Genomic DNA, 24790 nt, shown 5'->3' with positions numbered 1-24790 from the left:
GTGCCCGGAGTCAGCCCCAGTGCGGGGGGCGTTGCGACTTGAGCCAGTCCCCGCGGGATTCACCGCCGTCCCGTTCCATCGGGGACTCCGGGTCGGCAGCAGGTTCCCAACCGGGCAGCCGCGGCTCGCCCTGTGAGTCACGACGGGCGACGCCTGGGTCCGCAGGCTTTGCGGGGCGCCCACCCGTCGCACGCCTCGTCCCGCGGGGACGGCGCTGTCCGGAGGGCCCCTCGGTCACCCCTGGTCCCCGGGCGCCTGCGCGTCGGCGTCGTCCCGGACCGGGCCACGCTTGGTGGCACCGGGAGTCGGCAGCCCCAGGTAACGACGGATGAGGTCCGCGACCGTGTCCGGGTCGGTGAACACCTCGATGGTCCACAGGGTGAGGTAATTCCACCCGGCTCGCTCCAGGTTCTGCGGACGCAGCCGCGACCGTTCGCGCACGGACATCGCGGCGGCCTCCTCGGAGCCGTCGGACTCGACCGCCACCGGGATGCGCAGGGGCTGTCCCTCGGGGCGCCGCCGCCCGTTGACCACAGCGCCGGCGGACATCGACTCCGCGGTTTCGGCCCAGGCCACCAGGTCGATCTTGTCCTGGAAGTGGTGGCGCACCACCGCGCCCCGCTGCACCAGACGACGCGACAGGTCCTGCACCAAGGCGTCCTCGTGCACGGCGGCGTCCGCGAGTTCCATGGGATCGTGAACGACCGCGCGCACCGGTTCGGGCTGGGCCTCCCGCTCGTCGTCTTCAACACCCCGCGCCGCGGGTTCCTCCCCGCCCGGTTCCTCCGGTGACGAGGGATGCCGGGTGATTTCAGGACCGTCGGCCTCGTCGTTGCGCACCAGGGAGAGCACAGGCCGAGAAGTCGTGGGTTCGTCCCGCGGCGCGGTGGCTGCGTCCTCCGCCTCCGAATCCTGCACTTCGGAGCCCTGCATCTCGGAATCCTGTGCGCCGGAGCCCTCCGCGTCAGCCGAGGACTCGGACTCCGTGTCACCGGTGGTCGGCTCGCCTGCCTCAGACGCCCCGTCGCTCACCTCGACCTCCGGCTCCGTGGTGTCCCGTCCGGCGGCTTCCTGCTGGGCGGCCTCCGGCGTCGTCGTCTCAGGGGCCTCCTCGGGGACCGTTGATTCGTCCTGAGCGGGAACCAGCGGATCCAGCTGCGCGGGTTGCTGGACGTTGCCGAGCTCCTCGAGTCGCGCCAGCAGGCGATGGAAGTCGCGCGCACCCTGGTGCAGGGTGTGCGGTTCGACGTCGTCCGGGTGGACGGAGGAAACCACCAGGGTCTGGTGCCTGGCTCGGGTCAGCCCGAGGACGAAGTTCTGGCGGCCGAATCGTTCCGAAAGCTCCCCGAAGTAGGGGCGCACGCGTCCGTCGTCGGTCCGGCCGAAGCCCAGGCTGAAGATCACGGTGTCACGCTGCAGCCCCACGGCACGCCGCAGGTCGACCACGCGGAAGGACTCCGTACCGGCCTTGAAGAACTCGGCCAACTCGGGGCGCTGCGGCAGGACAGCGCGGACGCCTTGTGCCACGCGCGTCGCGTGCGCGGCGCTCGGGGTGACCACGGCCAACGAACGGTCCGGGGTACGCGAGGCGTGCCGCAGGACCAGCTGAACCACGCGGCGCACCTCGGCATTGGGCGACTGGACCCCCTGGCTGCCGGCCGTCTCGACCCCGACGCCGTCCGGCACGTATTCGACCTGCAGCATCGGCTTTCCACCGATCACGGCATCGGCCGTGGGCATGCGCGTCAGGCGGGAATCGTAGAAATCCTCGTTGAGCTGCTCGAACAGTTCGGGAGCCATGTCCCGGTACAGGGTGGTGAGTACCTGCTCGGGAACCACGCGGGCCAAGGCGTCGTACGCGGAATCGATCTCCGCCGGGGCGTTGCGCTGCGGCGAGGTCATGGGCGCCACCGTGAACGGGCGCGGAACGCCGAGCGCGGGGTCACCGAACACGATCACCTGGCGGGAGCGCGTGACGGCGGGCAGCACGGAGGCCAGCGGTGAGGATTCCCCGTCCAGGACGACGACGGCGTCCACGTCCACGTCTTCCGGCAACGCGGCCGAGAGCACCAACGGGCTCGCGGTCCACACGGGCACCAAGGAGGCAACGAGGGGTTCGCAGGCCTTGAGCACGTGGTGCAGCGGAGCAGACCCGTGGCGGAGCATCTCCCGGAGCTGCCCGGTGGCCTCGGGGTTCGAAGAGACCGCGGTGTGCCAGCGCTGCGCCAGCGACCACTCGAGGCGGGAGGGGCCGGAGGAGATGTGAGTCCAGTCGGCGCGGCGGAACTGCTGCTCGGCCGTGCGCAGGGAGGGCCCGTCGGTCATCGGGAGGAAGTCGTCCCCGGAGACCATGGCTTCGAGGATCGACTGCCACCAGGCCAGGTCGAACTCCTCGGACACCTTGTCCTTCGGTGTGCGGTCCTTGACCAGGCTGTCGATGAACTCGCCCAGTCCACGGTCACGCAGGCCCTCGAGCAGCAGGATGCGCTCGGGGATCGTGGCCAGGTTCTCCTCGTCGTCGATGAGGTCGTTGAGGATCTCCCTCAGGGAATTGGCGTCGCGATCCACCAGCCCACGGCCCGTGGCGGAGCCCTCCAGAGCGATCGCCAGGCCCTCCAGGTCTTCCATGAAGCGCTTGTGGGTCGCGGCGACGCCGTCGATGTCCTCGGACACGGCGGGCTGTTCGAGCTTGGAGGACCAGGACCGCCAACGGTCCCGTTCGGACTGAACCTTGACCAGGGCCGAGTGCAGATCCGTGAGGTGCACCCCGGGACGGATGTACTCCTTGGCGGCCTTGCGCAACCGCGAGCGCTGCAGGCCTGACATCTCGATGGCGTGGTCCTTGCGCCAGGAGGATCCTGCGGTGGCCGCGATCAGATCGGTGACCGGACGGTCGAAGATGTCCGGGGTGAAGCGCTTGAGCGAGTCCCGGACCTCCTGCAGGAGCCGCAGCTGCTGCCCCCATTCCGGGACGGTCGCCGCCGGTGCCAGGTCGGAGACGGCCAGGACCTTGCGCATCCCGGTTTCCAGCGTGGTCAGTTCGAGCAGCAGTGACTGCGCCAGGTGGCGTGCCTGGCGGGCTTCCTCGTCGTTGACCAGGCGAGCGCCTTCCCACGGCCCTTCCAGAACCTTGGCCTCGAAAGCCCCCAGGTCGGCGGCCCGCTCGAGCTGACGGGTGATCTCCTGCCTGTGGGCCGAGGCGTCCAGGACGCCGCGGGAGAACCGCACCTTGGTCCGCGGCCCGTCCGTGCGGGAGGTCAGATCGGCCAGGGCCTGCATGGCCTGGTACGGGGAGGCACCCCAGCGTGAGCGGTGCGAGTGCAGGGAGGCGATGTGCCCGGACAGCTTGGCGCGCGTGGAGCGCAACTGGTCGTGCAGAGCGCCCAGGTCCGGCTCGGTGGCCCGTTCGTTACGGGTGATGGCCTGGATCAGCTGCTGGGCCACGTCCTCCCCCGTGAGATGCGATCCGAGCTTCAACACGGTGGAGCTGAGCCCCAGCATCTCGAATCCACGGTGGAAGTCGGCCAGGGTGGAGCGGCGCTCGGCCAGCACCAGCACGGACCGGCCTTCGGCGACCAAGGCACCGACGGTGTTGACCGCCGTGGCGATCTGCCCGGTGCCGGGAGCCGCCTTGACCACGAAGGAGTTCCCCTCGGTGGCCAGGTCCACGACCTCCTGCTGTGAGGGGTCGGCGTCCAACAACAGCAACTCGTCCGCCGGGTCGCGTTCGTCCAACGGCGCAGCGTTCACGGTGATCGGGCTGATCTGCGGGACCACGGCCCCCGATTCCTTGAGCTTGGCCAGATCGCGGACGACGGCGGTCCGCGCCGGGACACGATCGTCTGCGGGGCGGTCGTGCAGGTCGGCGAAGGTCGAGATCAGCAGCCGGTGTTCGACGTGCATGCCGGGAACGTCAGCGGCCACCGCCCGCAGCGTTTCCAGCACCGGGGCGGGGTCCAGTCGACGGGTCCCGTAGGCCAGACGGGCCAGCTCACCGGTGCTCAGGTCGACGTCGTGGTCCTCGAGCAGTCGCCTGACCAGCGCAGGGTTCAGGCGGGCGGGCCCGACGAGCTGCAGGTCAAAGTCGTCGTGGTCGGCCCGCGGTTTGATCGTGACCGGGGCCAGCAGGACCGGGGCGATGAAGCGCTTCTCCGCCCCGGCCTTGAAGCTGCCCTGGGGACCGCGGCCGGCGGGCCCCTGGTACAGCCACGACGCCGTTCCCGCGGCGAGGTACGCGGCGTCCAACCCGTGCTGGGTGGACAGTTCATGCACCTTGGTGCGCAGCGCCCGGGCAGCCGAGGCCGCGCGGTTGAACTCGTGGTGTTCCCGCAGGATGGTCGACAACCGGGTGGGACGCCCCATGAGCAGCTGAGCCTGCCCCGAGGAGTTCGCCTCGGTGAGGTCAATGCAGACGTTGTCCACCTGGTTGAAGTCCAACAGGGTGTCCGGGCCCGTGTAGGCATCCATCTGCCGGGTCCAGGCGTGGAGGGAGACCGTGCCCGGTTGGGGAGACGGGTTGGACGAGGGGGACAAAGCTTCTCCTGATGAAGTCAAACGCGTGAAGGCGTGGGGGCGGGGCACGAGCACTTGGGGCGGGCCCCGGACACGGCCCCGGTCAGGGCGTGTGGGGCCAGCGGTGCTCGGCCCGTGGGAGGGATCGGCCGGTGGGGGCCCGACCGATCACTCCCATTCGATCGTTCCGGGGGGTTTGGAGGTGACGTCGAGGACCACGCGGTTGATCTCCTCGACCTCGTTGGTGATTCGGTTGGAGATCCTGGCCAGCAACTCGGTGGGCAACCGGGACCAATCGGCGGTCATCGCGTCCTCGCTGGACACGGGACGCAGCACGATGGGGTGCCCGTAGGTCCTCCCGTCGCCCTGGACCCCGACCGAGTGGACGTCGGCGAGCAACACCACGGGCATCTGCCACACCTCGTTGTCCAAACCCGCCGCCGTCAGCTCGGCGCGGGCGATGGCGTCGGCGCGGCGGAGGATGTCCAGACGGTGCTCGGTGACCTCACCGATGATGCGGATGCCCAGTCCGGGGCCGGGGAACGGCTGCCGACCGACGATCGATTCGGGCAACCCGAGCTGGCGGCCGACTTCGCGGACCTCGTCCTTGAACAGTTCCCGCAAGGGCTCGACCAGTTCGAATTCGAGGTCCTCGGGCAGGCCACCCACGTTGTGGTGGGACTTGATCGTGGCCGCACCCTCGCCACCGCCGGATTCGACGACGTCCGGGTACAGGGTCCCCTGGACCAGGTAGCCCACCTTAGCGCCTTCCGCCTTGGCTTCCAGCAGCACCTCGGCTTCGGCGGCTTCGAAGGCGCGGATGAACTCGCGGCCGATGATCTTGCGCTTGGTCTCGGGTTCGGTCACTCCCGCCAGGGCGCCCAGGAACCGGTCCGATTCGCGGGCGATGTGCAGGTTGACGCCCGTTGCGGCGACGAACTCGGTCTCGACCTGTTCGACCTCGTCCTGACGCATGAGTCCGTGGTCCACCAGCACGCAGGTCAGACGGTCACCGATGGCCCGCTGCACCAACGCGGCGGCAACGGCCGAGTCCACTCCCCCGGACAAGCCGCAGATGGCGCGACCGTCGCCGACCTGGTCGCGGATCTTGGCGACCTCGCGTTCGATGATGTTCTCCGTGGACCAAGTGGGCTGCAGTCCCGCGACGTCGAACAGGAAGTTCCGCAGGACCTGCTGACCGAACCGGGAGTGCCGCACCTCCGGGTGCCACTGCACACCGGCCAGCTTCCGGGAGGCGTCGGCGAACGCCGCGACGGGCGCACCGGGTGAGGAGGCCAGGACCTCGAAGCCCTCAGGAGCCTGGGTCACGGAATCACCGTGGCTCATCCAGGCGACCTGGGTGGCCGGGGTACCCGCCAGGATCGAGGTGGGCTCCGCGCCGTCGGTGACGTTCACGGCAATGTCCGTGGAGCCGTATTCGCGTGCGCCGGTCTTGGCGACGGTGCCGCCCAGTGCCTGCGCCATGACCTGGAACCCGTAGCAGATGCCGAGGACGGGCACGCCAGCTTCGAACAGGGCGGCGTCGCGCTGCGGAGCGCCTTCCGCCCAGACCGAGGACGGCCCGCCCGACAGGATCAGGGCCGACGGGTTCTTGGCCAGGATCTCCTGCGTGGACAGCGTGTGGGGAACGATCTCCGAATAGACATCGGCTTCCCGGACCCTGCGGGCGATCAGCTGGGCGTACTGAGCCCCGTAGTCGACGACGAGCACGGGCCCCTGGTCAGGGGCATCTGCGGAAAGGTGGGCCGGGTCAAAAGGCTGCGATGTCACGGCCGTCATTCTAGGGCACCGGAGTGCGGATCCGGAGTCGGACAGAACCTGCCCGGGAGTCGTTCCGGGGCGCCCGGGAACCAACCAGGAGGTGAATCAGTAACGTTTGGCTGCCTTGGGGTTGGCTGCCAACTCCGCCGTCGTAGTGCGGTGGATCTTGCGTTCGACGATGAAGGACAGGAACGGGACCACACCACCCAGGGCCATCACGATCAACTGCGGGAACGGCCAGCGCATGAGCAACCAGACCCGGAAACAGGAGAACAGGTACACAACGTAGAACCAGCCGTGGACGATCAGGATCCAGGTGGATACGTTGACGCCGCCGTCGATCGTCATGAGGTCGTTGTTGCGCAACCCCAGGAAGTTCGATTCCCCGGTGGCCGCCCACGTTCCCCCCGCGATCAGGTCGTAACCGAAGCCGTAGCGGGTGATCATCTCCGCGACCAGCAGGAGCAGGAAGGTACCGGAGACCCAGGCGCACACCATGTAGAACACCAGGGCCCCGCGGATCTGGGATTCGGTGCCGCCGAACCGGCGCCGGGTGCGGATCGCCGCCGAATCCGGGCTCCCGGGGCGAGCCGCCTTGGACGGGTCGGCCCCCTCCGGCACCGGGACGCGCACACCGTCGGTCCGCTCGCGGGGCTTGGGTGCGGAATCCGCGTCCTGGTGCCGGGCGTTCTCGGAAGAGGGGGTCATCAGATCTGATCGCTTTCTGTGCGGGGGCCCGAGCCGCTCGAGGACCCGGAACGGCTCGGTTGGTCGTCGAAGTAGTAGTAGGTGTCGGCCACGGGGTCGTAGTAGTAGTAACGCTCCGCTTCATCGTCCCAGTAGTACGGGGTCTCGTCCCCACCCAGGACGAACCAGGACTCGGGATCGGTCTCACGCCGGTGGTCGTCGAGGACGGAGCGGAACCAGATCCACAGAGCAAAGCCCGCGAAGACCACCCATTCCAGGGCGTAGAACACGTTGAGCCAGTTCACGGACGTGTCCGTGGGCTGCTGGTCCACCCGGACGATCTCCAGGTCCCCACTGAGCAAGGAACCGTCCTGGGGCAGCGTGCCGTCGGCATCGATCCGGGGCCCGTCGGCCGCGGCAGACTCCGCGTCGGCCGTCACGAACCCCGAGTAGACCGGGGCGTCCCACACGTTGGTCAGCTGGGCCGGTGAGAGGGAGGCGTACACGCCTTCGGGCTGGTCCTCGGTGGACACGGGCGCTTCCGGTGGGAGGAATCGTCCGACGACGGCGACCTCCCCCGACGGCGGTTCGGTGTCCAGTCCTACCTCCGGGTCCTCGACCCACCCGCGCACGACGGGAATCACGAGGTCCTGCCCGGCGTCGGGCCACTGGTCGGCGGAATCCTGCACCTCGAGGGCGTCGACCACCCACCAACCGCGGGTCCCGTTCTGCAGCCGGTCCGCGATCACCACCGTGGAATCGGGGCGATAGGTCCCGGTGGCGGACACGGCCTGGTCCGCGAAGGTGGCCAACGCAGGCTCACCGGCCGGCACGACATCGCCGATGTCGGTCACGACCTCCTTGGCGGGGTCGTAGACCGTCCGACCGTCGTGGCTGGATTCGAGTTGCCACCTGCTCAGGAGCACGAACGCGGTGGCGATGCTCAGACACACCGCCAGCACGGCGAGTGATTTGGGTCTGAGGGCTGTCCGTAGCACCGTGCCAGTCTAGTGATCGCCGCCGGGCGGCACCCAATCCCTGGCGGCCGACGTGGCCGACCCGAGGTCAGCCGCGGATCACGACCTCCGAGCGCTGGAACGCCTTGAGGTCCGTGTACCCGGTGGTCGCCATCGCACGCCGTAGCGAGCCGACGAGGTTGGAGGTCCCGTCCACGTGATGGGACGGACCCTGCAGGAGCTGCTCCAGGGGTGCCACGGTCTCCACCCGGGTGCGCACACCGCGGGGAACATCGGCGTGATGGGCCTCGGCCCCCCAGTGCCACCCCTGCCCGGGTGCCTCCTCCGCCCGGGCCAACGCGGTGCCGAGCATGACCGCATCGGCGCCCATGGCGAGGGCCTTGACGATCGATCCGGAAGTGCCCAGTCCGCCGTCGGCGATCACGTGCACGTACCGGCCCCCGGACTCGTCCATGTAGTCGCGGCGGGCCGCGGCGACGTCGGAAATCGCTGAGGCACCCGCGGCGTGGATGCCCAGGACCTGCTCCGTGCGCATGGCCGCACCGCCACCCAGGCCGACCAGGACTCCGGCGGCACCCGTGCGCATCAGGTGCAGTGCAGGCGTGTAACCGGCCGCCCCACCCACGATCACCGGCACGTCCAGGTCGTAGATGAACTTCTTGAGGTCCAGCGGCTCCTCGGCCTGGGACACGTGCTCCGCCGAGACGGTGGTCCCGCGGATCACGAACAGGTCCACGCCAGCCTCGATGACCGTCCGGTAGTGCTCCTGGGTGCGCTGCGGGGTCAGCGCCCCGGCCACGATGACGCCGGCCTCGCGGATCTCCCGCAACCGTTCGGTGATGAGTTCCGGCTGGATGGGTTCGGCGTAGATCGCCTGCATGCGCCGCGTGGCAGCGGGCAGGTCGTCGGCCGCCAGGTCGGCGATCTCGTCCAGCATGGGCTGCGGGTCCTCGTAGCGGGTCCACAGTCCTTCGAGGTTCAGCACGCCCAAGACCCCCAGGCGGCCCATGGCGATCGCGGTGGCCGGGGAAATCACCGAATCCATCGGTGCGCCGATGAAGGGCGTGTCGAAGGAGTACGCGTCGATCTTCCACCCGGTCGAAACCTCGCGCGGGTCCCGGGTCCGCCGGGACGGCACCAGCCCGATCTCGTCCAGCGAGTAGGTGCGCCGGGCACGCTTGGAGCGGCCGATCTCGATGTCAAGGTTCATGGTCACGGTGTTCGTCCTGATCGGCGCCGGGATCAGCGCTTGTAGTTGGGGGCTTCGACGGTCATGGAGATGTCGTGCGGGTGGGATTCCTTCAACCCCGCCGGGGTGATCCGCACGAACTTGCCCTTGTACTTCAGTTCCTCGACCGTCGCGGCACCGGTGTAGAACATGGTCTGCCGCAGACCGCCGTCGAGCTGGTGGAGCACGGAGGCCAGCGGGCCCCGGTACGGAACCTGGCCCTCGATGCCTTCGGGGATCAGCTTCTCGTCGGAGGCCACGTCGGCCTGGAAGTAGCGGTCCTTGGAGAACGACGTGTTGCCGGCCCGGGTCTGCATGGCCCCCAGGGAGCCCATGCCGCGGTAGGCCTTGAACTGCTTGCCCTGCACGAAGATCAGGTCCCCGGGGGACTCGTCGGTGCCCGCCAGCAGGGATCCGACCATGACGGAGTCGGCGCCGGCCACGAGTGCCTTGCCGATGTCGCCGGAGTGCTGCAGACCGCCGTCGGCGATCAGCGGGACACCGGCCGGGATGGCTGCCTTGGCCGATTCGTTGATCGCGGTCACCTGGGGCACGCCCACCCCGGCAATTACGCGTGTGGTGCAGATCGAACCCGGTCCCACACCGACCTTGACGGCGTCGGCGCCGGCGTCGATCAGGGCCTGGGCGCCGGCCCGGGTGGCCGCCTGGCCGCCGATGACGTCCACGTGGTCCACCGCGGAGTCCTTCTTGAGGCGGGCGATCATGTCCAGAACACCTTGCGAGTGACCGTTGGCTGTGTCGATGAACAGCGCGTCCACGCCGGCTTCCACGAGGGCCATGGCGCGTTCCCAGCCGTCGCCGAAGAACCCGACGGCGGCACCCACCCGCAGGCGGCCCTCCGCGTCCTTGGAGGCGTGGGGGTACTGCTCCGCCTTGGTGAAGTCCTTGATGGTGATGAGCCCGGTGAGGCGTCCGGCGTCGTCCACGAGCGGGAGCTTCTCGAGCTTGTTGGAGGCCAGCAGCTTGAAGGCCTCGTCCTTGGGCATGCCCACTCGGCCCGTGATCAGGGGCATGGGGGTCATGATCTCCCGCACGGTGCGGGTCTGGTAGTCGCCTTCCGGCAGGTAACGGATGTCCCGGTTGGTGATGATGCCCACCAGCCGGTCGCCGTCCTCCACCACGGGCAGGCCGGAGACCTTGTAGTAGCCGCACAGGCGGTCGAGTTCCGCAATGGTGGCGTCCGGGCCGATGGTCACCGGGGCGGTGATCATGCCGGACTCGCTGCGCTTGACCCGGTCCACGTTGTCGGCCTGGTCTTGGATGGAGAGGTTGCGGTGCAGCACGCCCATGCCGCCCAGACGCGCCATCTGGATGGCCATCTTGGACTCGGTCACGGTGTCCATGGCCGCGGAGAGCAGGGGCACCTCCAACTCGATGCGCCGCGAGAGCCGGGACCGGGTGGATGCCTCGGAAGGAATCACGTTGGTGTTCCCCGGCAGCAGGAGCACGTCGTCGTAGGTGAGGCCGGTGAGGCCGAACGGATCCTCGGACAGCGCGGTGGGCACGGGGGTTTCAGACACTACGACACCTTTCGCGGGATGGGGCTTCGGCTCATTCTAGGCACCCGGCGGCACCGGCTCCCAAGACAGTGAGCCACGCCGCTCATTGGCCGCCGGTGGGCTCCATCGACGGGTCCTTCTCCAGTTCACCGGGTTCGACCAGGGGCAGGTCCGGTTGTTCCTCCACGACGACGCCGTCCGTGGCCACTGCGGCGGTGAAGCGTTCGGCGAAGACGGGTGCCAAGGAGCGCGTGAACGGAACCGTCAGGTGCCCCGAGTCCCACTGGACGTACATGTTGCCGATGACCGCGGGGCACTTCTCGTCCGGGCAGACCTGATCCACCAGGTCCACCTCGGAGAACAGAGGATTCGCGTCGGCCAGGGGCTGAGCGGGGTCCGGTTGGCCGAGCATCGGATGCCCCCGGGTGCACTCCGGGGCACCGTCGGTCCGGGACTGCAGGGCACAGTCCGCACCGGGTTCCGTGAAACGCGGAATGTCGCGGATCCCCACCACGCGACGTCCTTCGTCGGTCAGCTGCTGCAGCCGTTGCGCGAACGGTTCCTTGTAGAACTCACCCTCGGCATTGGTGAACGTCGACTGGGTGACGATCATGTCCGGGTCGACGGTCTCGATCAGCGGGTCGGCTGCTGCCAGCCACGGGCGGCAGTTGTCAAAGCGTTGATCCTCCTCGGTGGTGAAGTAACAGCCCGGATTGATGTAGGTCACGATGCGCCAGTTGTTGGCCTCGGCCAGCGGCCGAATGGCATCCAGCCAGTGTTCGGCGTGGGAGTTGCCGATCAGCAGAAGGGTCTGTTCAGGGTTCTCTACGTCAGGCGTGGCGTTGGTGCACAGCCCCTGTGCTTCTGCCGGGATGTTCCACTCCGCCGGGCAGGCCGGTCCACGGTTGGGAGCCTGAGCCTCGAGCTGCTGGGGCAACGGGATGGTGGGGGCGTCGTCGTTACCCGTGGGCTGGTAGTCGGCGGCCAGCGAATACGCACCGGGGTTGTCCGTGTTCGGACCACTCGGGGCCGTCTCCACCTGCCGGTTCATGGCCTGCTGCCAGGCCAACGCGGGGGTGAGGCCGATGATCAGGCACAAGATGACCGCACCGACCAGTCGGGGCTTGGTCGCCTCCGGCCACTTCCACTTCTTGAGGGGCTTTTCGATGAACTTGGTGGCCAGGATGGCCAGGCCCAGTGACACCAGGACGAGCACCACGCCCGAGCGGGGGCCCGCGACGGGGCGCTCACGCAGAACCAGGTAGGTGATCAGCAGCGGCCAGTGCACCAGGTACAGGGCGTAGGAGGCGTCACCGAGTTTGACCAGCGGCCGGGAGGCGAAGATCCGGTCGAGCCCGATCGGGGAACCGGACTGCCCGGCGACCATGATGGCGGCGGCCGACAGGAGCGGCCACAGCGCGATCCACCCGGGGAAGGCGCCCTGGACATCCACCAGAAAGCCCACCAGGATCATGGAGATCAGGCCGGCCCACCCCAGTGGGACGCGCAACCAGCGGGGCGGGTTGAGGTACGGAATCGCCAGGGCCAGCAGGGAGCCCAAGGCGAATTCCCACAGGCGGGTGCGGGTGTCGAAGTAGGCGAATTCCTGCTGTTCGGCCGTGGTGATCACGGAGAAGATCAGGGAAGCCGTGAACACCGCCCCGAAGAGAACGGCGAGAACCGGGACCACACGCAACCGGGTGCGTCGGGTGATCAACCAGGCCAGGCCGAAGATCAGCGGCCAGGTGAGAAAGACCTGTCCCTGGACAGACAGCGACCAGAAGTGCTGCAGGGGGCTGGCCGTGGAGCGGTCGACCGCGTAGTAGTCCACCTGGGTGAAGGCCAAGGCCCAGTTCTGGGTGTAGGTCAGCGTCGAGACGGCTTGGCGCGTGACTTCCTCGAACCGGTTGGCGGGGAAGAACAGTGCGGTCAGCACCAAGGTGCCCAGAACGGTGACCACGGCCATGGGGAGCAGCCGCTTGAAGGTGTGCAACCAGTAGCGGCCCAGTTGCAGAGGCCGGCCGCCTTCGAGCTTGCGCACGAAGGAGAGCGTCATGAAGAACGCGGAGATCAGCAGGAAGATGTCCACGCCACCGGATACCCGGCCGAAGAAGATGTGGTAGGACACGACCATGAAGACGGCCACGGCCCGCAGGCCCTGGATCTCCGGGCGGAATCCCGAGTACCGGGCCACCTGGTCCACAGCGGCGGGGTCGAGGCCCGACTTCCGCTCCTGGCCGATTTCACCCATGCTTCTCTTCAATCCCCTCGTCCAGACACGGCGACCCGGCGGTCGGCCCGGGCCCTGGTGCGACGTTGCGACACGGAAGCGGCCCGCTCCCAGGCCGCACGCGGCTTGAACTTACCAGCGAAAAGCCTCGCCCACCCGTAACCGGGTGGGCGAGGCTCGTCACCTGTCGGGGCCCTTCAGGGGCGCCGCCCGTGTTCTGTCAGGGCGTCAGTGCTGGTGCCCGTGATCGTCGGACTCGGCCGGCTTGTCCGTGACCAGCGTCTCCGTGGTCAGGACCAGCGCGGCGATCGAAGCGGCGTTCTGCAGAGCGGAGCGCGTAACCTTGACCGGATCGATGATCCCGGCGGCCAGCAGGTCGGTGTACCGGTCTGCCTTGGCGTCGTAGCCGTTGCCCGGCTCCAGGTCCTGGACCCGGGACACGACGACGTAGCCGTCCTGACCGGCGTTCTGCGCGATCCACCGCAAGGGTTCACGCAGGGCCCGGCTGACGATGTCCACCGCCACCAGGGCGTCACCGCTGAGGCCGAGATCGTTCTCGTCCAGAGCCTTGGACGCGTGCACCAGAGCCGAACCACCGCCGGCGACGATGCCCTGCTCCAGGGCAGCGCGGGTCGAGGACACGGCGTCTTCGATCCGGTGCTTGCGTTCCTTGGCCTCGACCTCGGTCGCAGCGCCCACCTTGATGACCGAGACACCGCCGGAGAGGCGCGCCAGGCGCTCCTGCAGCTTCTCCCGGTCCCATTCGGAATCGGTGCGCTCGACCTGGGCCCGGATCTGGGAGACCCGATCCTCGATGGCTTCGGTGGTGCCGCCGCCGTCGACGATCGTGGTGTCGTTCTTGGTCACGGTCACGGTGCGGGCCGTGCCGAGCTGGTCCAGGGTGACCTGCTCGAGCGTGATCCCCAGTTCGGAGGTCACCACGGTGCCACCGGTCAGGGCGGCCAGGTCCTCCAGGATCGCCTTGCGGCGGTCCCCGAAGCCCGGTGCCTTGAGGGCGACGACGTCCAGGTTGCCGCGCAGCTTGTTGACCACGAGCGTGGACAGGGCTTCGCCCTCGACGTCCTCGGCGATGATCGTCAGCGGCTTCTTGGCCTGCAGGACCTTCTCGAGCACCGGCATGATGTCGGCGGCCGAGGAGATCTTGCCCTGGTAGAGCAGGATGTAGCCATCGGACATGACGGCTTCCTGGCGCTCGGCGTCCTTGACGAACGACGGCGACAGGTAGCCCTTGTCGAACTGCATGCCTTCGGTGACGTCGAGTTCGATCTCGGTGCCCGAGCCGTCCTCGATCGTGATCACGCCGTCCTTGCCCACCACGGAGAAGGCACGGGCGATCAGTTCGCCGATCTCGTCGGACTGCGAGGAGATGGCGGCGACCCTGGCGGTCTGTTCGCCTTCCACGGGGCGGGCGTTGTCCAGCAGACGCTGGGACACTGCCTGCACCGCGGCCTCGATGCCCTTCTTGATCTGGGCGGGAGCGGCACCGGCGGCCACGTTTCGCAGGCCTTCGGTCACCAGCGCCTGGGCCAGCACCGTTGCGGTGGTGGTTCCGTCACCGGCGACGTCGTTGGTCTTGGTCGCGACTTCCTTGGCCAGTTGGGCGCCCAGGTTCTCGTACGCGTCGTCGAGCTCGACCTCGCGGGCGATGGTCACGCCGTCGTTGGTGATGACGGGTGCGCCCCACTGCTTGTCGAGCACCACGTTGCGGCCGCGGGGGCCCAGGGTGACCTTGACGGTGTCGGCGAGTTTGTCGACGCCCGCCTTCAGATGGTTACGGGCGTCCTCATTGAAAATGAGTTGCTTTGCCATGTCGGTGTGAACTCAGCTCACTTCTCGACGACGGCGAGGACGTCGCGCGCCGGGAGGACCAGGTACTCCTGGCCGCCGTACTTGACCTCGGTTCCGCCGTACTTGGAGAAGATCACGACGTCGCCCTCCTTGACGTCCATCGGAAGGCGGTTGCCGGACTCGTCGAAACGACCCGGGCCGACAGCCAGGACCTTGCCCTCCTGGGGCTTCTCCTTGGCGGTGTCCGGGATGACCAGACCGGAAGCGGTGGTCTGCTCGGCTTCAACAACCTGAACGACGATGCGGTCTTCGAGCGGCTTGATGGAGATCGACACGATGGCTCCTTTTCATGGACTCACGGGTGAGTCGCGTCGGAATGCTTGTGCTTGTCACGGTCACTCACCCGGGCTGCTGCCCCCTGTGCGCGGCCACTCGAGGTGGCCGGGTCAGGGGATCCCGGATGGACGTGGACCTGCGGGCGTGCCAACCGTCGTCGCGGTGCCGATCGGCCCGATTCCCTTAGCACCCCCGCAAGGAGAGTGCCAACGATCACTGTAAGAGCCCCTTAGCAGTCGGTCAAGGCGAGTGCCAGCCTGACGCTCACAGCGGACAGTGGGTCCGTGGCTGGCCCGGAGCCGGCCGACGGTAGCGTGGTAGTTGTGTCCTCCGCGTACGCCTCCGATGCCCCAGCCCCGGTCGAGGAATCCTCACCACTGTTGCGCCTGTTGACCCCCGAGGGTCGAGCCTTGGTGGACGGGCTGGGTCCGTACCGCGAACGCGACGCCCTTGCGCACGTGACGCGTCTGCGCGCGGAGGGGGTCGATCCGGAGGTGGCGGCCGCCGCCGTGACCCAGTCCCGACTTCGGACCGCCGCCGCGGAGAAGTTCGGCGATCGGGCTCCCCGGATGTTCTTCACCCGAGCGGGTCTGGAACAGGCCACCCGCCACGCGGTGGCCGATCTTCACGCCCGCCGATTCGCGGCGGCAGGTGTGGCGAACGTGGCCGATCTGGGCTGTGGCATCGGCGCGGACGCCATCGCACTGGCCGAGTGCGGACTCGGCGTCGTGGCGGTGGAGCTCGATCCCACGACCGCAGCGGTCGCCTCGGCCAATCTGGCGGACTTCCGGGACACCACCGTGGTCTGCGGTGACGTGCTCGACCTCGGGCTCGACGACCTCCCGGGTGGGCGCCCCGAGGCGGTGTGGCTGGATCCGGCGCGGCGCACACCGGACCGTCCCGAATCCGCGGCGAGCCACAGGCTCTTCGACCCGGAAGCGTTCTCCCCTCCCCTGTCCTTCGTCGAGGCTCTTGCCGCCACCGGGATGCCCGTGGGGGTCAAGCTGGGGCCGGGCCTTCCGCACGACGCCATCCCCTCGGGGTGCGAAGCCCAATGGGTCTCCCACCGCGGGGACGTTGTCGAAGTCGTGCTCTGGTTCAACACCCTGGCGCGCGAAGGCGTACGACGCGCGGCGACCGTCATGGACGACGACGGCCGGGTCCACGAGTTGACCTCCGCCGAGGACTTTCCACAGGGGCCCACGGACGCTCAATCCCAGGGGTCGCCGTCGTCGGAATCGACGTCAGAGGCGTCATCGGAACCGACGCCCCGCGGGGTGCCGAACGCAGGCGAACTCCTGTGGGAACCCGACGGCGCGGTGATCCGGGCCGGGCTGGTGCAGGAACTGGCCGCGGACCTGGGCGCCCAATTGCTGCATCCTCGGATCGCCTACCTGGTCGGGTTGGAATCGGAAGATGCCCCTACCGCATCACCGTTCGCCCGCGCCTACCGCATCCGGGAAGTCCTGCCGCACACCGTCAAGGTGCTCAAGACCTGGGTCAAGACCAACCAGGTGGGAACCCTGGAGATCAAGAAGCGGGGCACGGATGTCACCCCCGAGCAGCTGCGCAAGCAGCTCAAACCCAAGGGGCCCAACCGCGCCACCCTGATCCTCACCCGGGTGGCCACCGACGACGGCGAGCGCCGCGTGGTCCTGGTCGCGGACCCCGTGCGGTAGTCCATTTCTCGGTTTCACCAGGCGCGTCACTGCGCGGGCTGGGCCTCCTCGATCCTGGTGACCAGCTCCTGGTGGCTGCCCGGTTCACTGGCCGGGGCCTCCGGGTCCTCGGCAGCCTTCTTCTGCATCATCTGCAGCGCCACCACCCGGGTCGCGGCCTCGTCGAGCCGGTCCTCCGGGATGGCACTGGATTCGACGGCCTGGACGATGTCGGCGTGGGCGGCGGCGGCGTCCTCGGGCATGAGCAGCAGGTCCGCGCCGGCCTGCAGTGCGGCGCCGGCCGGGGTGGTCACGCCGGTGTCGATCGTCTTTCCGGGACCGACCATGCCTTGCAGTGCACCCATGTCCAGCGCATCTGTCACCACCGCGCCCTTGAAGCCCAGGTCGTTGCGGACGGCGTCGTAGGCCTTCGACTGCAGTGTTGCGGGGATCTTTGCGTCCCATTCCGAGACCGCGATGTGGCCCATCATGACCGTCGGGGCACCGGCGTCCACCGCGGCCTGGAAGGGCACCCAGTCGGAGGTCTTGAGGTCCTCGACGGACTTCTCCTGGACCGGCAGGCCGACGTGGGAGTCGGTGGTCACGGACCCGTGTCCCGGGAAGTGCTTGGGAGATGACACCAGTCCCGCGTCCGTGTGCCCCTCGACGGAGGCCACGGCCTGCTCCCCCACGTTCTCCGGATCCGACCCGTAGGAGCGGTCCAGGACCACGGCGTCCCCTGGCGTGGTGACGTCCGCGGACGGTGCGTTGTTCATCGTGAAGCCGAGCCCCGAGAGCTCCGAGGCCAACCCCGCGGCCGCTTCCCTGGTCAGGTCGGGGTCATTCGCCTCGCCGATGTCCGAGGTCAGCGGCCACTGGGTCAAGGGCGCTCCGAGGCGGGTGACCGTACCGCCTTCCTGGTCCACCGAGATGATGCCGGGCCAGTCCTGGCCTTCGTGCGCGCTGGACAGCGCGTCCTGCATCCGGGCGTTCTGCTCGGTCATGGCGTTCACGTCCACGCCCTGAGCACCACCCAGCGCGCTGTCCTCCTGGGTCTCACCCGCTCCCCCCGTTGTCGGCACGTTGCGACCCATGACGATCACACCGCCCAGATGGAGGTCCTCAATCGTCTGGATCTGGGCGTCGACGGCGGCGGCGTCCGACCCGTCGAAGCTCGCCACGATGACCTGACCGGCCTTCTCCTCCACGCTCATCGACCGGACGGCCTGTTCGGCGGCCTCCTGGGTTGCGGCGTCGACGGCCCATGGGCCCGTCGTCGTCGAGGTGGTGGAGGTCGGATCACCGGAGGCCGAAGCGGCACCGGAGGAACCGTCACCGGGTCCACCCGATGCGCATGACGGGAGCACGAACAGCCCTGCGGTCAGGAGGACGGTGGTGGCCAAGCCGGAGGGGGAAATCGGGTTACGGCGCATGTCCTCCAGACTAGACAGGACATCCGGTACTGGCAGCCTGCTCCCTAAACTAGAGTGTGTTCTCCGCGGGCTGCGACGCCGTAGTCCGCACCCGTGAACGCCCGTTCCACACCGTTCCCACCCGTTCCCTTCCGTTCCATACGGCGCACATCGGCAGCGAGGTTCCGTGCACATCGAGTTCGAGCACTCCTCCCAGTCCACGATCGGTCTGGAATGGGAAGTGGCCCTGGTCGACGCCACCACCGGTGCGCTGGTGCCCCGCGGCCAAGAGGTCATGAAGGCCGTACACCAGGCGCTGCCCGATCGCGCCGACGACCAGGCCATGGGCCCCACCCTCACGGGAGAGTTCCTGGAGAACACGGTCGAACTGGTCACGGGCGTGTGCGACACCGTTTCACAAGCCACGGGTCAGCTCGCCGAACTCATGCGGGAGATTCGAGGCATTGCCGAGCCCCGCGGGCTGGCCGTGTTCTCTGCCGGCACCCATCCGTTCTCGCGGTGGCAGGAACAGTCCGTGGTGGACAAGGACCGCTACTTCACGGTGGTGGACCGCGCCCAGTACTGGGGCCGACAAATGGTCATCTACGGAATGCACGTCCACGTGGGGGTCGACTCGCAGGACAAGGCGCTGCCCGTGCAGGACCGACTGCTGGCCCACTACCCGCACCTGCTGGCGTTGTCCGCCAATTCGCCGTACTGGAACGGGCAGGACACCGGCTATGCCTCCCACCGCTCCCAGATCTTCCAGCAGCTGCCCACCGCGGGTCTCCCCTACGCGTTCAAGGACTGGGCGGAGTACGAACAGCACCTGGGTGACCTGTTGACCACCGGCGTGATCGACGACATCAGCGAATCGCGCCTGGACGTGCGTCCGGTCCCCAAGTTCGGGACGGTGGAGATGCGTTTCTGCGACGCCCCGTCCAGCCTCCGGCACATCGGCGCGATCGCCGCCCTCACCCAGTGCCTGGTCGAGGAGACCTCCAGGATTCTCGACGGCGGCGGGACGGTCGAGCAGATGCGTCCCTGGCTGGTCAAGGAGAACAAGTGGCGGGCGGCCCGGTACGGCCTGGACGCCATCATCATCAAGGACAACTCACTGGCCGAACCGCGCGTCACCGACCACCTGGCGGAGATCGTCGAGCGGCTCACTCCCATTGCCGAGGACCTGGGGTGCGCCACCGAGCTGTCCTGGGTTCTGGAGATCATCGCCGACGGCGCCGGTTACCAGCGGCAGCGAGCGATCGCTGACGCCCACGACGGCGACCTGCGCGAAACCGCCCTGGACGTGGTCCGCCAGGTCCAGACCTCCTGAAGCACCACCCCCACCACCGCTCCCCCACCCCCACACTCCCCACCGCCACATGCGCCGAGTTCGGGGTTGTTCCGCCTATTCGGTCTAATAGGCGGAACAACCCCGAACTCGGCGGGTAGGTGGAGGAGAGACGGATCAGGCTGCGGCTTCTGCGAATGCCCGGGTCGGCTCCTCCCGGCGCTGGGCCGTTGCGGAGAGGCACTGTTCATAGGCCGGGACGGTCAGGAAGGCCGGGAACTGCTCCGCGAGGGCGGAGGCCACGAACAGGTCCCGGGCGTCGTCGAACCGGTCGCCGTCGGTGCGCGACAGTTCCGTGAAAACCTCTTCCACCATCTCCTGAACCCAGGCACGGGTGACCGTGCGGGCGTCACCGACCTCCGACGTGCGGGCGTGGGCGCCGGCGTCGATCCACTGCCAGATCTGTGAACGCGAGATCTCAGCGGTGGCAGCGTCCTCCATGAGTCCGTGGATGGCGGCGGCACCCGTGCCCCGCAGCCAGGACTCCATGTACCGGATTCCGACGTCAATGTTGAGCCGGATCCCGGCTTCGGTGATCTCACCTTCGGTCGCGCCCACATCGAGCAGTGCGGCGGCGTCCGGGGTGACGTCGGTGCGCTTCTGGGTGCGGATCTGGTGGGGGCAGGTGCCCAGGACCTCACCGAAGGCCTCCATGGCGATCGGCACCAGATCCGGATGGGCCACCCAGGAGCCGTCGAAGCCGTCGTTGGCCTCGCGCAGCTTGTCGTCGTGCACCTTCTCCAGGGCGGCCTTGTGCGCCTTGGGATCCTTCCGGTTCGGGATCTGGGCGGCCATCCCGCCGATCGCGGAGGCCCCACGGCGATGGCAGGCGCGGACGAGTTGGTCCGTGTAGGCACGCATCATGGGGGCGGTCATGGTGACCTGCGCGCGGTCCGGCAGCACGAACTCGGGCCCCCGGTCCCGGAACATCTTGATGATCGAGAAGATGTAGTCCCACCGTCCGGCGTTGAGACCGGCCGCGTGCTCGCGCAGCTCGTAGAGGATCTCCTCCATCTGGAAGGCGGCCGTGATGGTCTCCATGAGAACCGTGGCACGAATGGTTCCACGGTCGATCCGCAGGTAGTCCTGGGCGGCGCAGAACACGTCGTTCCACCAGCGCGCCTCGCGGTAGTGCTCGAGCTTGGGGAGGTAGAAGTAGGGGCCCCTGCTGCGCGAGATCAGTTCCTTGGCGTTGTGGAAGAAGTAGAGCCCGAAGTCCATGAGGGAGCCGGAGATGGGTTCCCCGTCCACCAACACGTGGTCCTCCGTGAGGTGCAGGCCGCGGGGCCGCACGTTGATCGTGGGGATCCGGTCCTGGGGGTCCGGGTCCAGGTGGTAGCGCTTGCCTGCCTCGGTGGTGAAGTCGATCTGGCGACGGATGGCGTCGTACATGTTGACCTGCCCGCCCACCACGTTCTCCCAGGCGGGGGTCGAGGAGTCCTCGAAATCGGCCATCCACCCCATGGCTCCCGAGTTCAAGGCGTTGACGGTCATCTTCCGGTCCACCGGGCCGGTGATCTCCACCTGGCGGTAGTTCAGGCCGGGGGCCAAGGGCGCCACCTGCCAGGTGTCGTCCTCCCGGATCGAACGCGTCTCCTCCGGGTAGTCCGGGGTCCAGCCCCGGGAGATCTTGGCCTTGACCTCTTGGCGGTCCGCGAGCAGGTCGCGACGCCGGGACTCGAACTTCCGGTGCAAATGGGCCAGGAACTCAAGTGCTTCCAGGGTCAGGATCTTGCGTTGTCCGGGGACCTGGTGGCCCCGCAGCGTGATGCCGTTGACGGTCACTTCGGTGGTCGATGCAAACATGGCGTACTCCTGGGGGTGCGTGGGCGTTCGGGGCGGTGCGGGTGGTGTTGGTGGTGTTGGTGTTGGGTGCGACGGATGGGATCGGTGCGGAACGGGCGGCTCCGCTCAGTGGAACTGCCCGGCCTCGGTCGAACCGGCCAGCGCCAGGGTCGAGCCCTCCGGGTTGAGGGCGGTGGAGATCGCGTCGAAGTACCCGGTGCCCACCTCGCGCTGGTGCTTGGTCGCGGTGTAGCCGTGCGCCTCGTCGGCGAACTCGCGTTCCTGGAGTTCCACGTAGGCGGACATCTGCCGTTCCTTGTACCCGCGGGCAAGGTCGAACATCGAGTGGTTCAGGGCGTGGAAACCGGCCAGGGTGATGAACTGGAAGGTGAAACCCATGGCACCGAGCTCGCGTTGGAAGGTGGCGATCGTGGCGTCGTCCAGGTTCTTCCTCCAGTTGAACGACGGCGAACAGTTGTACGCCAGCATCTGGTCCGGGAACTCGGACTTGACGGCTTCGGCGAAGCGGCGGGCCAGGTTCAGGTCCGGGGTGCCGGTCTCCATCCAGATGAGATCCGCGTAGGGGGCGTAGGCCTTGGCGCGGGCGATGCACGGCTCCACCCCGTTACGGACCTTGTAGAAGCCTTCGGCGGTGCGGTCACCGGTCAGGAACTCGCGGTCACGGTCGTCGACGTCGGAGGTGATCAACGTGGCGGCCTCGGCATCCGTGCGGGCCACGATGACCGACGGAACGTCGGCGACGTCGGCGGCCAGTCGGGCCGCGTTGAGGGTCCGCACGTGCTGGCCGGTGGGGATCAGGACCTTGCCGCCCAGGTGGCCGCACTTCTTCTCGGAGGCCAGCTGGTCCTCCCAGTGCACCCCGGAGGCCCCGGCGGTGATCATGGACTTCATGAGTTCGTAGGCGTTGAGGGGGCCGCCGAAGCCGGCTTCGGCGTCGGCGACGATTGGCACCAACCAGTCCTCGACCGTGTGGACGCCTTCCGCGTGTTCGATCTGATCCGCTCGCAGGAGCGCGTTGTTGATCCGGCGGACCACTTGAGGGACGGAGTTGGCCGGGTACAGGGACTGGTCCGGGTACGTGTGGCCGGAAAGGTTGGCGTCGGCGGCGACCTGCCAGCCGGAGAGGTAGATGGCCCGCAAGCCGGCCTTGACCTGCTGCACGGCCTGGTTACCGGTCAACGCGCCGAGGGCGTTGGTGTAGTCACCCGTGCTGTGCTCCGTGCTCAGCTGATCCCACAGCTTCTCCGCACCGCGGCGGGCCAGCGTGTTCTCCTCCTGGACCCGACCCCGCAGCTTCACGACGTCGGCGGCGGTGAACGTCCGTTCGGTGTTCTGCCACCGCGGGTTGTTGTCCCAGTCGTGCTGGATGTGTTCGGCGGAAACGGGGGTGCGCTGCTGTGCCATGATCTGGCTCCGATCGTGATGTGTTGCTCGTGCTCTGTTGGTCGTCATCTGAAGTGCCTGGCGGTTGATTGCCCGGCTCGTGTGGACAACTCTGATCGCACCGACCGGGCCGCACGAGGGGTCCGTCGAGAAAAGAACAGCGGCACCTGACGGACTTCCAAGATGTGCAGGAATTGCGGGTCTTTCGGGCGCGAATCACGGCGCTTCCCGTGACATGAGAGAAGATCACCGGTTCTTGACAGGATCGCGTGGACAGGCCCTCGCGGACCTGCCATAGTCCTGCCATGGCACTCCCCCCGACCCAGGCAGTCCCGGCCCGCACCTCACCCTCTCCCCGGCTCGACTCCGGAGAGGCAGCCGAGTCCTGGGACGGCGTGGTGCTGGGGCGGCGGCTCCGGCATCTGCGCACGCAGCGCAGCCTCACTCTTGACGCCCTCGCGGATCGGGTCGGGGCAACGGCCTCCCACCTGTCGCTGGTCGAGAACGGCCGGCGAGAACCCAAGTTGAGCCTGCTCTCAGATCTGGCGTCGGCCCTGGGCGTCAGCATGGACGCCCTGCTGAGCACCGAGGCCCCGAGCCGGCGCGCGGCACTGGAGATCGCCGTCGAGAAGGCCCAGCGTTCCCCGCACTACGCCTCGCTGCAGCTGCCCACCGTCAAGATCACCCCGCGAATGCCCACGGAGGTGCTGGAGGTGATCGCCGGGCTGCAGTTGGAACTGCGCCGCCGAATGGAGGAGCAGGCCGCCACCCCCGAGGAGGCGCGGCGGGCGAACGTGGAGCTGCGGCAAGAGATGAAGGCCTGCGGCAACCACTACCCGGAGCTCGAACAGGAGGCTCAGCGGCTGCTCGAGGCCGTGGGGCACGCGGACCGGCCACTGAGCCACCACGCGGCGGCGGACATCGCGGAGCATCTGGGGTTCTCGGTGCACCTGGTCTCCGGGCTGCCCCATTCCACGCGGTCAGTGACGGACCTGAAGAACCGGCGGTTCTACCTCTCCCGCGTGGGGACACCCGGCCACGAGCCCCGTTCGGTGTTGCTGCAGGCCATCGGTGCGTACGTGTTGAACCAGGGCGAACCGGAGGACTACTCGGACTTCCTGCGCCAGCGGGTCTACACCAACTACTTCGCCGCGGCGCTAATGATGCCGCAGAAGCAAACCGTGCGGTTCCTTCGGACCGCCAAGGAACGCCGTGATCTGGCCATCGAGGACCTGCGCGACGTCTTCGGGGTGTCTTACGAATCAGCCGCCCACCGGTTCACCAACCTGGCCACCGAGCACCTGGGGATCCGCTGCCACTTCCAGAAGGTGCACGAGTCGGGCATAATCCACAAGGCCTACGAGAACGACGAGGTGCTCTTCCCGTCCGATCACATCGGCGCGATCGAGGGCCAGCAGGTCTGCCGGTACTGGACCTCACGGGAGGTCTTCGACGTCAGCGACCACTTCCGCGCCTTCAACCAGTACACGGACACCCCCAACGGGACGTACTGGTGCACCGCCGTGGTCGAGGGGCATTCCTCCGGTCTGTATTCGCTGTCCATCGGGGTGCCGTTCGACGACGCCCGGTGGTTCCGCGGCAAGGACACCACCTCTCGGTCGGTGTCCCGCTGCCCCGATCCGACGTGCTGCCGGATCCCCTCCCCCGAACTGGAATCCGCGTGGGGCGGCAACGCCCGCCCGGCCGCCCGGGCCAACGCGCACCTGCTGGCGGCCATGCCCTCCGGCGCCTTCCCGGGTGTGGACGAGGTCGAGGTCTTCCAGTTCCTGCAGGACCAGACGGAACGGGAGTAGTCAGGATGCTTTGCGCTGTGCTTGTGTCCTAGTCCCATTCCCCTGCGCAGCCTTGATTCCGGGGTTTCGAACCACCGTGGACCCGCTCGATGCCTTCACCTGCTGAATTTTCGGCGTGAAGGGAACGCTGCGCTTCATGGACGTCACCCCGTTGCGGGTGGTCATAGTCGGTCGCTCAGACATGATCTGTTCCTTCCCAGAGTCTTAGTCTAGCTGTACTTCCCCGTGACGTTGTGAACGCGTTGTGAGGGTGTTTGGCCGCCGATGCCGGTGTGGGGTCTGTGG

15 protein-coding genes are annotated in these 24790 nt (G+C 68.1%); 3 read left to right on the top strand and 12 right to left on the bottom strand.

Annotated elements, in window-relative coordinates:
• Positions 1 to 234: 234 nt before the first annotated feature.
• The 9 genes from GWK18_RS11135 to groES form a co-directional block, all read right to left on the bottom strand.
• The gene (locus GWK18_RS11135) at positions 235 to 4533 is read right to left on the bottom strand and encodes a hypothetical protein (protein ID WP_199732551.1); all 4299 of its coding nucleotides are present in this window, start codon (positions 4531 to 4533) and stop codon (positions 235 to 237) included.
• Positions 4534 to 4680: 147 nt separating this feature from the next.
• A complete protein-coding gene (gene guaA, locus GWK18_RS11130) occupies positions 4681 to 6243 on the bottom strand; it encodes a glutamine-hydrolyzing GMP synthase (protein WP_233568732.1) in 1563 nt (520 codons plus the stop codon).
• 156 nt (positions 6244 to 6399) lie between these two features.
• Positions 6400 to 7002, bottom strand: a complete 603-nt coding sequence (locus tag GWK18_RS11125; RefSeq protein ID WP_123824957.1) for a DUF3817 domain-containing protein — start codon at positions 7000 to 7002, stop codon at positions 6400 to 6402.
• Positions 7002 to 7979, bottom strand: a complete 978-nt coding sequence (locus tag GWK18_RS11120) for an SURF1 family cytochrome oxidase biogenesis protein (RefSeq protein WP_123824956.1) — start codon at positions 7977 to 7979, stop codon at positions 7002 to 7004. Before GWK18_RS11120 ends, GWK18_RS11125 begins: the two co-directional genes overlap by 1 nt.
• 67 nt (positions 7980 to 8046) lie before the next feature.
• Entirely contained in the window at positions 8047 to 9168 is a 1122-nt protein-coding gene (locus tag GWK18_RS11115; protein WP_123825017.1) for a GuaB3 family IMP dehydrogenase-related protein, read from the bottom strand.
• A 32-nt stretch (positions 9169 to 9200) separates the two neighbouring features.
• A complete protein-coding gene (gene guaB / locus GWK18_RS11110) occupies positions 9201 to 10727 on the bottom strand; it encodes an IMP dehydrogenase (RefSeq protein WP_199732550.1) in 1527 nt (508 codons plus the stop codon).
• 82 nt (positions 10728 to 10809) lie between these two features.
• The gene (locus GWK18_RS11105; protein ID WP_166835293.1) at positions 10810 to 12957 is read right to left on the bottom strand and encodes an acyltransferase family protein; all 2148 of its coding nucleotides are present in this window, start codon (positions 12955 to 12957) and stop codon (positions 10810 to 10812) included.
• 207 nt (positions 12958 to 13164) lie between these two features.
• Positions 13165 to 14766: a chaperonin GroEL gene (gene groL, locus GWK18_RS11100; RefSeq protein WP_166835291.1), complete on the bottom strand. Its 1602-nt coding sequence runs from the start codon at positions 14764 to 14766 to the stop codon at positions 13165 to 13167.
• 17 nt (positions 14767 to 14783) lie between these two features.
• Positions 14784 to 15080 (bottom strand): co-chaperone GroES, encoded by a 297-nt coding sequence (groES, locus tag GWK18_RS11095; RefSeq protein WP_047689510.1) that lies wholly within the window; start codon positions 15078 to 15080, stop codon positions 14784 to 14786.
• 324 nt (positions 15081 to 15404) lie between these two features.
• Between groES and GWK18_RS11090 the strand changes: the two genes are divergently transcribed.
• On the top strand, positions 15405 to 16760 hold the full coding sequence (locus GWK18_RS11090; protein WP_348535934.1) for a methyltransferase domain-containing protein: 1356 nt from the start codon (positions 15405 to 15407) through the stop codon (positions 16758 to 16760).
• Positions 16761 to 16786: 26 nt separating this feature from the next.
• On the opposite strand, the gene GWK18_RS11085 is transcribed toward GWK18_RS11090, so the two are convergent.
• Positions 16787 to 18172 (bottom strand): glycoside hydrolase family 3 protein, encoded by a 1386-nt coding sequence (locus tag GWK18_RS11085; protein WP_166835289.1) that lies wholly within the window; start codon positions 18170 to 18172, stop codon positions 16787 to 16789.
• Between the two features lie 166 nt (positions 18173 to 18338).
• On the opposite strand from GWK18_RS11085, the gene GWK18_RS11080 reads away from it, so the two are divergent.
• Positions 18339 to 19484: a glutamate--cysteine ligase gene (locus GWK18_RS11080; RefSeq protein WP_123824952.1), complete on the top strand. Its 1146-nt coding sequence runs from the start codon at positions 18339 to 18341 to the stop codon at positions 19482 to 19484.
• Positions 19485 to 19619: 135 nt separating this feature from the next.
• On the opposite strand, the gene aceB is transcribed toward GWK18_RS11080, so the two are convergent.
• A complete protein-coding gene (aceB, locus tag GWK18_RS11075; protein ID WP_166835287.1) occupies positions 19620 to 21308 on the bottom strand; it encodes a malate synthase A in 1689 nt (562 codons plus the stop codon).
• 105 nt (positions 21309 to 21413) lie between these two features.
• Positions 21414 to 22712, bottom strand: a complete 1299-nt coding sequence (gene aceA / locus GWK18_RS11070) for an isocitrate lyase (protein WP_166835285.1) — start codon at positions 22710 to 22712, stop codon at positions 21414 to 21416.
• A 284-nt stretch (positions 22713 to 22996) separates the two neighbouring features.
• Between aceA and GWK18_RS11065 the strand changes: the two genes are divergently transcribed.
• Positions 22997 to 24505: a helix-turn-helix domain-containing protein gene (locus tag GWK18_RS11065; protein ID WP_166835283.1), complete on the top strand. Its 1509-nt coding sequence runs from the start codon at positions 22997 to 22999 to the stop codon at positions 24503 to 24505.
• Positions 24506 to 24790 lie beyond the last annotated feature (285 nt).

Origin of the sequence: Kocuria sp. JC486 (assembly GCF_011602805.1) — a bacterium.
Lineage (GTDB): Bacteria > Actinomycetota > Actinomycetes > Actinomycetales > Micrococcaceae > Kocuria > Kocuria soli.
This window is presented reverse-complemented; position numbering and strand designations above follow the sequence as displayed.